This window comes from Enterovibrio norvegicus FF-33 (genome assembly GCF_000286835.2).
Taxonomy (GTDB): Bacteria; Pseudomonadota; Gammaproteobacteria; order Enterobacterales; family Vibrionaceae; genus Enterovibrio; species Enterovibrio norvegicus_A.
This window is the reverse complement of record NZ_AJYD02000013.1, coordinates 30,931-42,584: the sequence shown is the minus strand read 5'-3', so window position 1 is coordinate 42,584 and position 11,654 is coordinate 30,931. Positions and strand designations below refer to the sequence as shown.

At 49.8% G+C, this 11,654-nt stretch carries 9 protein-coding genes; all 9 read left to right on the top strand.

Translation table 11 applies throughout. The features are described 5' to 3' along the window. Positions 1-242 precede the first annotated feature (242 nt). The 9 genes from gltB (at position 243) to A1OO_RS02540 (ending at position 11,618) form a co-directional block, all read left to right on the top strand. Positions 243-4,709 carry a glutamate synthase large subunit gene (gene gltB, locus A1OO_RS02580; RefSeq protein ID WP_017004563.1) on the top strand — a complete coding sequence of 1,489 codons (4,467 nt, stop codon included), beginning with the start codon at positions 243-245 and terminating at the stop codon, positions 4,707-4,709. Between the two features lie 11 nt (positions 4,710-4,720). Next, positions 4,721-6,136 (top strand): FAD-dependent oxidoreductase, encoded by a 1,416-nt coding sequence (locus tag A1OO_RS02575; protein WP_016961738.1) that lies wholly within the window; start codon positions 4,721-4,723, stop codon positions 6,134-6,136. Between the two features lie 114 nt (positions 6,137-6,250). Continuing rightward, the gene (gene mtnN, locus A1OO_RS02570; protein ID WP_017004562.1) at positions 6,251-6,952 is read left to right on the top strand and encodes a 5'-methylthioadenosine/S-adenosylhomocysteine nucleosidase; all 702 of its coding nucleotides are present in this window, start codon (positions 6,251-6,253) and stop codon (positions 6,950-6,952) included. Then, positions 6,952-7,917, top strand: a complete 966-nt coding sequence (locus A1OO_RS02565) for a cobalamin biosynthesis family protein (protein ID WP_017004561.1) — start codon at positions 6,952-6,954, stop codon at positions 7,915-7,917. Before mtnN ends, A1OO_RS02565 begins: the two co-directional genes overlap by 1 nt. After that, on the top strand, positions 7,917-8,738 hold the full coding sequence (gene btuF, locus A1OO_RS02560; RefSeq protein WP_016961742.1) for a vitamin B12 ABC transporter substrate-binding protein BtuF: 822 nt from the start codon (positions 7,917-7,919) through the stop codon (positions 8,736-8,738). Before A1OO_RS02565 ends, btuF begins: the two co-directional genes overlap by 1 nt. Before the next feature lie 151 nt (positions 8,739-8,889). After that, positions 8,890-9,501: a TRIC cation channel family protein gene (locus A1OO_RS02555; protein WP_016961744.1), complete on the top strand. Its 612-nt coding sequence runs from the start codon at positions 8,890-8,892 to the stop codon at positions 9,499-9,501. 154 nt (positions 9,502-9,655) lie between these two features. Further along, the gene (locus A1OO_RS02550) at positions 9,656-10,072 is read left to right on the top strand and encodes a VOC family protein (RefSeq protein WP_016961746.1); all 417 of its coding nucleotides are present in this window, start codon (positions 9,656-9,658) and stop codon (positions 10,070-10,072) included. Positions 10,073-10,095: 23 nt separating this feature from the next. Continuing rightward, entirely contained in the window at positions 10,096-11,067 is a 972-nt protein-coding gene (locus A1OO_RS02545; protein WP_017004560.1) for a questin oxidase family protein, read from the top strand. Then, a complete protein-coding gene (locus A1OO_RS02540) occupies positions 11,067-11,618 on the top strand; it encodes a flavodoxin family protein (protein ID WP_017004559.1) in 552 nt (183 codons plus the stop codon). The genes A1OO_RS02545 and A1OO_RS02540 overlap by 1 nt, the downstream gene beginning before the upstream one ends. Positions 11,619-11,654: the final 36 nt, after the last annotated feature.

Sequence of the window (11,654 nt, the reverse complement as noted above, 5' to 3'; positions counted from 1 at the left end):
CAATCTCTGCGACTTACTTAAAAAAACCGCGATAAAACACTGACTTCAAATGCCATTTTCGATATATATCCCTGTTAATAGGTGAAGTTAATGTCATGTGACGAAATTTGACCTGATCATCAATAATCGATAACGTGCAGGGTTGGAACAACTACTATCCATCTCAGTTATTCGATAAACAATGTCAGGAAGACATTAAGAACTGCAGTCACTGCTTGGAGCAGTCGCAAGGGAGAATTGCAATGTCGCTGTATGATCCGATGCTGGAAAAAGACAACTGTGGCTTTGGTTTGATCGCCCATACCGAGGGCGAAGCTAGCCACAAACTTGTCCGCACAGCCATATCCGCACTAGACCGAATGACCCACCGAGGTGCCATCAATGCAGATGGTAAAACCGGTGATGGTTGTGGATTATTGCTTCAAAAACCCGATGCTTTTTTCCGCATCATTGCCGAAGAGAACGACTGGACGCTCAGTAAGCTCTATGGCGTGGGGATGATATTTCTAAGTAAAGACCCGGAAAAAGCCCAACGAGCAAAAGCGATTTTCGCCCGCGAAATTGAAGCAGAAACCCTGTCCATTGTGGGTTGGCGTGAAGTACCGACCAATCATGATGTGCTGGGCGAAATTGCCCTCACCTCAGTGCCGACCATAGAACAAGTCTTTATTAATGGTCCTGCAGGCTGGCGCGCACGCGATTTAGAACGTCGCTTGTATATTGCCCGCCGCCGCGCTGAAAAAGCGATACAAGACGACAATGATTTTTATATCACAAGCCTTTCGACCCGTACGATCGTCTACAAAGGCCTGTGCATGCCAGCCGATCTACCAAGGTTCTACCTTGATCTTGCGGATCTCCGTTTAGAGTCTTCTATCTGCTTGTTCCACCAGCGTTTCTCAACAAACACGACGCCTCGATGGCCATTGGCTCAACCCTTTCGCTATTTGGCGCACAATGGTGAGATCAACACCATTGAAGGCAACAGACAGTGGGCTCGAGCACGTGCCTACAAATTTAAGTCGCCACTTTTACCCGACCTTTCTGAAGCGGCACCCTTTGTAAACGAAACAGGGTCTGACAGCTCAAGCCTCGATAACATGCTTGAAGTCTTCCTTGCTGGCGGCATGGATCTGTTCCGAGCGATGCGCATGCTCGTGCCGCCTGCTTGGCAAAACCACCCCGACATGCCAGAAGATCTGCGTGCCTTTTATGATTTCAACTCCATGCACATGGAGCCGTGGGATGGCCCAGCGGGTATCGTGATGTCAGATGGGCGCTATGCCGCCTGTAACCTTGATAGAAATGGCCTTCGACCGGCGCGCTATGTGGTGACCAAAGATAAATTGATCACCCTGGCATCAGAAGTCGGAATTTGGGATTATGCGCCTGATGAAGTGGCCGAAAAAGGCCGTGTTGGCCCTGGAGAGCTGCTTGTTATCGACACTTTTGAAGGTGAAGTTTGGCACTCCGCTGACATCGATAACGATCTCAAAAGTCGCCATCCTTACAAGGCTTGGCTAGATAAAAACGTTCGCCGTTTAACCCCATTTGAAGACATGGATCCCGCTGACAGAGCAGGTCAACGCGCCATGGAAGACGACGAATTACATATCTACCAAAAACTCTTTGGCGTTTCAGGCGAAGAACTCGATCAAGTATTGCGCGTTCTAGGTGACATAGGCCAAGAAGCCACAGGATCAATGGGCGATGACACACCAATGGCTGTGTTGTCTTCAAAATCGCGAAATGTGGCAGACTACTTCCGTCAAAAATTCGCCCAAGTAACCAACCCGCCAATCGACCCACTGCGTGAAAATCATGTTATGTCACTCGCGACCTCGATTGGCCGTGAGAAGAATGTGTTCTCAGAGACAGATGGCCACGCACATCGCGTTGCGTTTAAGAGCCCTGTGCTGCTCTATTCTGACATGGTGCAGCTACTTGAATTGGACGATGAATACTACCGCAACAGCATCATCGACATTAACTTCGATCCTGAAGAAAAAGACCTCCAACAAGCCATTGTAGCGATGTGCGATCAGGTTGAACGTGTCGTACAAGACGGTACTGTATTAGTCGTGCTCTCTGACCGAGGCATCGCAAAAAACAAACTGCCTATTCCAGCCGCAATGGCGGTCGGCGCGGCGCAACAACGTTTGGTCAATGCAAACCTGCGTTGCGATGCCAACATCGTGATAGAAACGGCATCGGCGCGTGACCCTCACCAATTCGCGGTATTGCTCGGATTTGGCGCAACGGCGGTTTATCCGTACTTGGCTTACGAATCGATTGGTAAAATGATCGAAAATAAGATCATCGACAAAACCATGGCAGATGCCCTGTTGAATTTCAGAAATGGTATTCAAAAAGGCCTGTTCAAAATCATGTCGAAGATGGGCATTTCCACCATCGCCTCCTACCGTTGCTCGCAGCTTTTCGAAGCCGTTGGTCTAAATGACAACATCGTTAATCTGTGTTTCAAAGGTGTTGCGAGCCGAATTCAGGGCGCTGACTTTGATGATTTCCAGCAAGACTTAGTCAATTTATCGCGCCAAGCATGGCTAAAGCGCAAGCCCATTGATAATGGTGGATTGCTGAAATACATGCATGGCGGCGAATACCATGCTTACAACCCAGACGTGGTCAATAACCTGCAAGCTGCGGTTAAATCTGGCGACAGCATCGATTACAAAACGTATGCCGATACCGTCAATAATCGCCCTGTGTCATCACTGCGCGATCTCATGCGTATCAAACCAGCTGACACGCCGACAGCACTTGACGACGTAGAGCCAGCGAACGAACTGTTTAAACGCTTTGACTCAGCAGCCATGTCTATTGGCGCACTAAGCCCTGAAGCACACGAAGCGCTTGCCATTGCCATGAACCGCCTTGGCGGCAATTCAAACTCTGGCGAAGGTGGTGAAGATCCTCGACGCTTTAACACGGAGCGTAATTCGCGGATCAAGCAAATTGCATCCGGCCGCTTTGGCGTCACACCGCATTACCTAACAAATGCCGATGTGCTTCAAATCAAAGTAGCGCAAGGCGCAAAGCCAGGTGAAGGAGGACAACTCCCCGGACACAAAGTCACCGCAGAAATTGCGCAATTGCGCCACTCGGTGCAAGGCGTGACGCTGATTTCTCCACCGCCACACCATGACATTTACTCAATCGAAGATTTGGCTCAGCTCATCTTCGATCTAAAGCAAGTCAACCCGAGTGCATTGGTTTCGGTGAAACTGGTTTCCGAACCCGGCGTCGGCACGATAGCAGTGGGTGTCGCAAAAGCTTACGCTGATTTGATCACCATCTCCGGCTATGACGGTGGCACAGGGGCAAGCCCACTGACATCGGTAAAATACGCGGGTAGTCCTTGGGAGCTCGGCCTTGCTGAAACGCAACAAGCCTTGGTGGCGAATGGCCTTCGCCATAAAATACGCTTGCAAGTGGATGGCGGTTTAAAAACGGGATTAGACATTATCAAAGGCACCATTTTGGGTGCAGAAAGCTTTGGTTTTGGTACTGCGCCTATGGTCGCCTTAGGGTGTAAATACCTTCGTATTTGTCACCTTAATAATTGCGCGACGGGGGTTGCGACGCAAGATGACACCCTGCGCCGCGAATACTTCAAAGGGCTGCCAGAACAAGTCATGAACTTCTTCAAAGGTCTTGGCGAAGAAGTCCGTGAATTGATGGCGCTGCTTGGGGTTGAAAAACTCACTGACCTTATCGGTCGCACCGATCTTCTTGAGGTGGTCGAAGGCTTTACAGCCAAGCAGCTCAAGCTTGATTTGAGCCATATTCTGGAAAGCCCAACGCCAGTAAAAGGCAAAACGGTGTACTGGAGCGAACCAAACCCACCGTTTGATAAAGCCATCCTCAACAAAACATTGGTTGAAACCTTTGCGGATTCAATCGAACGACGCCGACCTGCTAGCGCGTACCTGAACGTCAAAAACACGGACCGTTCAGTGGGTGCCACTTTGTCAGGAGCCATCGCCAAACGCTATGGCAACCAAGGCATGGCAGCAACACCACTGAACATTCAACTGCAAGGTACCGCAGGACAATCACTTGGCGTATGGAACGCTGGCGGTGTGAACATCACACTCACCGGGGATGCGAACGATTACGTGGGTAAAGGCATGGCTGGCGGCAAGATCGTCATTAAGCCGCCGATTGGATCCGCGTTTAAATCGCATCTATCCACCATCATTGGTAACACCTGTTTGTACGGTGCCACTGGCGGAAAATTGTTTGCCGCGGGAACCGCAGGTGAACGTTTTGCGGTGCGTAATTCTGGGACGCTCGCCGTCGTGGAAGGTGCTGGCGACAATGCGTGTGAATACATGACTGGCGGTATCGTCGCGATTCTCGGCCACACTGGCGTGAACTTCGGTGCAGGCATGACGGGCGGCTTTGCGTATGTGCTAGATGAAACTGGCGATTTCGCAGGTCGCGTTAACCCTGAATTGGTTGAGGCCTTGTCTCTCGATAAATTAACCATTCATCAAGAACACCTCCGTGGTCTGATTGATCAACATCTGGAACTCACTGGCTCGTCTCGTGCTCAGGAAATTCTTGCGGATTTTGAACAATGGATCAGTAAATTTTATCTGGTGAAATCTAAAGCGGCAGACGTTCGTTCCCTGCTCGGTCACCAAAGCCGAAGTGCAGCTGAGCTGCGCGTTCAGGCCCAATAACGGAGGATTTTATGAGCCAGAACGTATACCAATTTATTGATGTTCAGCGTATGGACCCGCGCAAAAAACCAATCAAAGCGCGTAAAACACAGTTTGTCGAAATTTATGAGCCCTTTACAGGCAAGCAAGCATCCGCGCAATCTGACCGCTGCTTAGATTGTGGTAACCCGTATTGCGAATGGAAATGCCCTGTTCACAACTACATTCCTCAATGGCTAAAACTGGCGAATGAAGGCCGTATCATTGAAGCGGTTGAACTGTCGCACCAAACCAACAGTTTGCCTGAGGTGTGTGGGCGAGTTTGCCCACAAGATCGCTTGTGTGAAGGATCTTGTACCCTGAATAATGACTTTGGTGCCGTCACCATCGGAAACGTCGAAAAATACATTACGGACAAAGCCTTCGAAATGGGCTGGAAACCGGACATGTCTGGCGTGGAATGGACAGACAAGAAAGTCGCCATCATTGGTGCCGGCCCTGCGGGTCTTGCCTGCGCAGATGTGCTGGTAAGAAATGGCGTGAAGCCTGTTGTGTTTGATCGCTACCCAGAAATCGGGGGCTTGCTGACGTTCGGTATTCCGTCATTCAAACTAGAAAAAGACATCATGCGAAATCGTCAGCGCATCTTCTCCGACATGGGCGTCGAATTTCAGCTCAATACCGAAGTGGGTTCAGACGTGAGCATGGACACACTGCTGAAAGATTACGATGCCGTCTTCCTTGGCGTCGGCACGTACAAATCTATGCGTGCAGGCCTTGCCAATGAAGATGCGCCAGGTGTCTACGACGCACTGCCGTTTCTGATTGCCAATACCTACCGAGTGATGGAACTTGAAGGCGATGCGCCTGAGTTTATCGACATGGCAGGGAAACAAGTTGTCGTACTGGGTGGCGGTGATACTGCCATGGACTGTGTGCGCACGTCTGTTCGACACGGGGCTAAAAGCGTGGTGTGTGCTTATCGCCGCGATGAGGAAAACATGCCAGGTTCACGTCGAGAAGTGAAGAATGCCAAAGAAGAAGGCGTAAACTTCATGTTCAACCTACAACCTCTGGGCCTTGAGTTGGACAGCAACGGTAAGGTTAACGGCGTCAACGTGGTGAAAACTCAACTCGGCGAACCTGATGCGGCGGGTCGCCGTCGTCCTGAACCGGTTGAAGGTAGCGAACACGTGCTGCCTGCCGATGCCGTCATCATGGCATTTGGCTTCCAGCCTCACCAAATGGCGTGGCTTGAACCGTTCAACGTCGACCTTGACCCATGGGGGCGCATCCAAGCGCCATCACAAAGCGCATTCCCTTACCAAACCACCAACAGCAAGATTTTTGCCGGTGGTGATGCAGTAAGAGGCTCAGATCTTGTAGTGACCGCCATCGATGAAGGACGAAAAGCTGCAGACGGGATTATGGACTTCCTCGAAGTCTAACTTTCAGCGAGTTTGAATCATCACTAAAAAGTGCTCGTAAGAGCACTTTTTTTTCGTCCGAATTTACCGCCATGTTACACTCAGGTCATTCCCAAAAACCGAACGAGAATGAACATGAAAATTGGTATTATCGGTGCCATGGAGCAGGAAGTGACCCTGCTGAAAAACCAAATCAACAACGGCCAACTACAAGAAATTGCGGGCTGCAAATTTTACACGGGTGACATGAACGGTGTTGATGTCGTGCTATTGCAATCAGGTATCGGCAAAGTCGCCGCCGCCGTTGGTACCTCTGTGCTGCTTGATCATTTCAAAGCGACGCTGGTTATCAATACGGGTTCAGCGGGCGGTTTTGATCCGTCGTTGAATTTGGGCGATGTTGTGATTTCTACCGACGTGGCTTACCACGATGCTGACGTGACTGCGTTTGGTTACACCATGGGTCAAATGGCTGGCCAGCCTGCCACGTTTACCTCTGATGCAGCATTGATGGATATAGCAGAACAAGCACTGGCAGCAATGGAGCCAGCGCCCCATGCGGTTCGTGGCCTGATCTGTACTGGTGATGCCTTTGTTTGCACCGCAGAGCGCCAAAACTACATCCGTGAACATTTCCCGAATGTCATTGCGGTAGAAATGGAAGCAGCCGCCATCGCGCAAGCTTGCCACCAGTTCAACGTCCCGTTTGTCGTGGTTCGCGCCATCTCTGATGTCGCAGACAAAGAATCACCAATGACGTTTGACGAATTCCTGCCACTGGCAGCGAAAAGCTCAAGCGCCATGGTTGAAAAAATGGTCGACTTGCTGAAAGCATAATGACCGAGCTCCCTACCCCGCTTGAGGCACTACTGGGATATTCCACGTTGCTTGCGATGTGGGGAGCATTGCTATTGCATTGGTTTTTCCCCATCCCAAGGGAGTTTAATCCCCTTTCTTTGTGGCGACAGGTAGCAACAGCCATTGCCGAAAAGGTAAACCACGCCGACGATCCCCCTTCTCAGCAACGTTTAGCCGGTGGCCTATCGCTTGCCATCATGTGGCTAACACTCGCCACACTGCTTATTGCCTTACAACAAATCGTCTGGGTACCTTGGCTGTTTGATTTGCTTTTGCTGTGGCTCTCTCTCAGTTGGAAACCCCTGACAGATACCGTGCTTGAACTTGAGGCGACCTTACTTCGCCAAGATAAACCCAGCGCGCGAACCTTGCTGGCAAAATCAATCAATCGTGACACGCAATCCCTGTCTCCTGTCGGCATTGCCAAAGCTGGATGTGAGACTTTGCTGATGGGTTATTCTCGCGGTTTGATTGGCATCCTCTTTTGGTACGCCATCGGTGGGGGTATTGCTGCGTTTCTATATACCTTAATTGTTCAACTTGCCCGCTGCTGGCCAACACGGCGTGGCGACTATGCGCAATTTGGTCTCGCAACGTCCGTCTTTCTCAGTGTTGTCGATGCTGTACCAGCAAGGCTATTTGCCCTGCTCATCGCAATGGGTCATCGCTTTGAGCCTTCAGTTACCGCCATTAGGGAGCAAGGAAGAAGTTGGTCCGCAAATGGCGCAGGCTGGATACTGGCCGCATCAGGTGCCAAGTTTCAACTCGCACTCGGTGGCCCTGCCATATACGATGATGAAAAAATCTCGCGCCCGCGTATTGGCGGCGAAATCGCGCCTTCACCTTTGCATTTGGCCCTACTCAATCAACAGTTACGGCAAAAAGCCCTGCTGTGGATCCTGACTCAAAGCTTCCTTATGTGGTTCGCACACGGATTATTATGATGTTTCGCTATTTCGTCTTTTTGTTGTGCTTGCCCACCATAGTGCTAGCAGCTCCCCTTCGCGTTATTAGTTTGTCACCGCACACGACAGAGTTAGCCTTTGAAGCTGGCCTAGGAAAAAATCTTATTGCGGTCAGTGCACACAGCGACTACCCGCCACAAGCGCTAGCGTTGGAACAAGTCGCCAACTTTCGAGGTATTAACATAGAACGTGTGGTCACGCTAAAACCTGATTTAGTATTGGCATGGAAAGGCGGCAATCCAGATCGTGAATTGGCAAAGCTTGAGCGCTTAGGCATCGAGGTGTTCTATTCCAACCCACACTCACTTTATGATGCAGCAGATAACATCGAAAAACTCGGTGAGTGGTCAACCAACCCAAGCCACGCAAAGGCTCGCGCTGACGAGGTTCGCAATGAATTAGTCGCCATAGAAGCCGCGCAAAAAGGTAAACCTCGCATCCCGTACTTTTATCAGCTGAGTGACTCCCCATTGATGACAAACAACGGTGATCATTGGCCTCAACCACTGTTTTCATTGTGTGGCGGCGAAAATATTTTCACCAACAGCGCTGCGCCCTATCCACAAGTGAGCATGGAACAGGTGATTGTCAGAAAGCCTAAAGCCATTTTTTACCCCTCAGCCAAGGCAATGCCATTGGGGGGCTGGGACAAGTGGGCTGATTTCATTCCCGCGGTCAAAAATAACAACATCTTTGCGATAAGTGGTGATTGGTTGAATCGCCCAACCCCACGCGCACTCAAGGCCGTAAAACAAATCTGTACCGCCTTTGATCAGGTAAGAAGCGATCTTGATCACTAATTCAAATTCTGGTTCACGAGCCGCGTAAACATCGGATTGCTCGATAAGGGTTTTCACGTACAATCGCGCGCGATTTACTGGCCTATGGCGATGAATATAAGGCCCTTCGTTTGATGCGATGTGCCTCACTTTGGGAATGGAACTGCGTACCATGCTTTTATATATCTTGGACATATTTGGAACCGCGATATTTGCGATTTCAGGCGTTTTGCTGGCTGGCAAACTTCGGATGGACCCATTCGGCGTGGTTGTGCTCGCGATGGTTACCGCGATTGGCGGTGGCACCATTCGAGACATGGCGCTGGGCGCGACACCCGTATTTTGGGTCAATGCCCCTGAATATCTATGGGTTATTCTCGTGACCTGCATTTTGTCACTGCTGATCATCCGACACCCTCGCCGCTTGCCTTGGTACTTCTTGCCCGTTGCCGATGCCATCGGCCTTGCCGTGTTTGTTGCGATTGGCGTTGATAAGGCGCTGAGCTATGGCGCTTCACCGTTGGTTGCCGTCATTATGGGCGTAATAACTGGCTGCGGTGGCGGCATTATTCGCGATGTCTTAGCAAGAGAAGTCCCCATGGTGTTACGTACTGAAGTTTACGCAACCGCCTGTATTGCAGGAGGCGTGGTGCACACTCTTGCGCTGGCTGCTAACGCTGACGTTGAAGTCGCCTCGATCTCAGGCATGATCACCACCTTGTCGATTCGACTTGCCGCGATTCGCTGGCACCTTTCTCTGCCAACGTTTGCCATCGGCAAGTAACCCTATACGTTCTGTTCAATGAAAAAACGCACGTCTTCCAACGTGCGTTTTTTTTATACTCCTCGCAGTTAAGTAAGCCATTTACTTTACTTAATTACAATGACGACTATTATGTAAACAAATAAGCTTACTTAATATAAAGCAGGAACCGATCATGAATAGCTATGTCGAACATGCCAACATCACCGTCAATAACCTCACCAACACCATCGCTTTTTTACGAACCGCCATGCCTGATTTCAAAGTGCGAGGAGAGGGCAGAGATGAACATTATGGTTGGTGTCACCTAGGTACTGACACCTCTTACATCGCGCTACAAGAGGTCGTCATTGATAAGCCTGTAGATCGAGTACCTTACCGTCAGCTTGGCGTTAATCACATTGGATTCGTCGTCGACGATGTCACGCTCGTCGCGGAAAAGCTAAAGGCGGCAGGCTTTGAAGAGGTGTCGTTTGAAAAAAGTCATCCCAGTCGAAAGCGCGCGTATTTCTTCGATACTGATGGCATTGAATGGGAGTTCATTGAATATCTAACTGATGCAATGGATAGCCGAAACGACTACGTGTTATAACGAAAAAGCAAAGGACTGCCGTTATGTATCAACCTCTCACATCAACAGGGCTTAAACTGATAAAGAAAAGCCATCGGTTTGCGCCCACCTTTGGACCTCGCCTGTCTAACCACCTGCCGATGGCCATCTTGGCAATGCAAAGGCTTGGTGCTTCCACCGACCAACTTAACGCAGAATATCAGCGCGCCTCTGATCATTTAGATCCACTAGGAGATGCTCAAGGGGTTAGCTCTCCAACCTTGGGTAACAAGGAGCACAACGCCAATTTCGTGGAATATTACCACCTCATGCAGCGTGAAATCGGGACAGAGGAAACCCTCAAGAAGACAATACCTTTTCTGCTACCTGGGATCTCTGCTGGCGCGTTTCATGGCGTGATCCGTTTAGCATACGCCGTCGAGTTAGATGATATTGACGAAATCAGTCATGCCCTCGCTTACTGGTCATCAGGATACACGCCTCTAGTCGATCTTTCTTTCCGACAGGGCCTTACTGCAGAAGCAGACTTAAACCATGCACTTTCGCTGTTTCATGATCAAACCTATAAAGAAGGGATCATCATCGATCATGTCGAAGAACTGATCACTTTGCCAACCTATCAGATCATTGCTAGCCAGCCTAATTCATTGTCATTAGAGGAGGTCGCGCGCATCGTGTTATCCCAATTTTCCGCAAGCAATGATTTTACCTTGCTACACGGCGTCACAGGTTTCCAAGCGCTCGTTTCTCTTTTTCCTTTCGTCGAAAATCAAGATCTTGCTCTGCATTATTTCTGGCAAGCCTATGTCGCAGCAGCTTGCACCGCAGCCTATCGAAAGCCCTATCAAGTTCTGCATTCAGAGGTTATTGCCAACTGGCCACATTGGTTCAAACAGGCGCTGGAAACGGACAACGACCACACCATCAAACTCACTTACAGCTGTGCTCGTCTTTATGATCGCTTCAAGCTCCCTGAAGCTTTGTATGCGATCAAATACAGACTGGAGGCCAAATAATGAAAAATATCGCTATCGTCTATTTTTCACAAACAGGTACTACCGACATGATGGCGCAAGCCATTGCAAGTGGCGCTGAGAACAAAGGCGCACGCATTCTCGCTTACCGTATACAAGGGAAGGACATTCAAGAGGGCCGATTTAGAGACGCAGAACTGTTTGCTTCATTGCTCAACATGGATGCGATTATTTTTGGTTCACCGACCTACATGGGCGGTCCGGCAGCTCAATTTAAAGCATTTGCTGATGCCAGCAGTGAAACATGGTCTAAACAAGGATGGCACAACAAATTAGCCGCTGGTTTCACTATTGGTGGTAGCCCGTGTGGTGAGGTCCAGAGCACCGTGGAGTACTTTAATATTCTCGCCACTCAGCACAGCATGCTTTGGGTAGGAATGGATGCCCCTGATGGCTCAACCACTTGCAACTTCAATCGCTTAAACGCATCTATTGGAGCGATTTCTTTGTCTGAGGATAACAATGCATTGCACCCGGTGGACGTAAAAACGGCCATGAGATTAGGAGAGAGAGTGGCGGAGCTTCTCCCATAGAGGATACCCCTGCGGATACCTATCCCTTAGATAGAA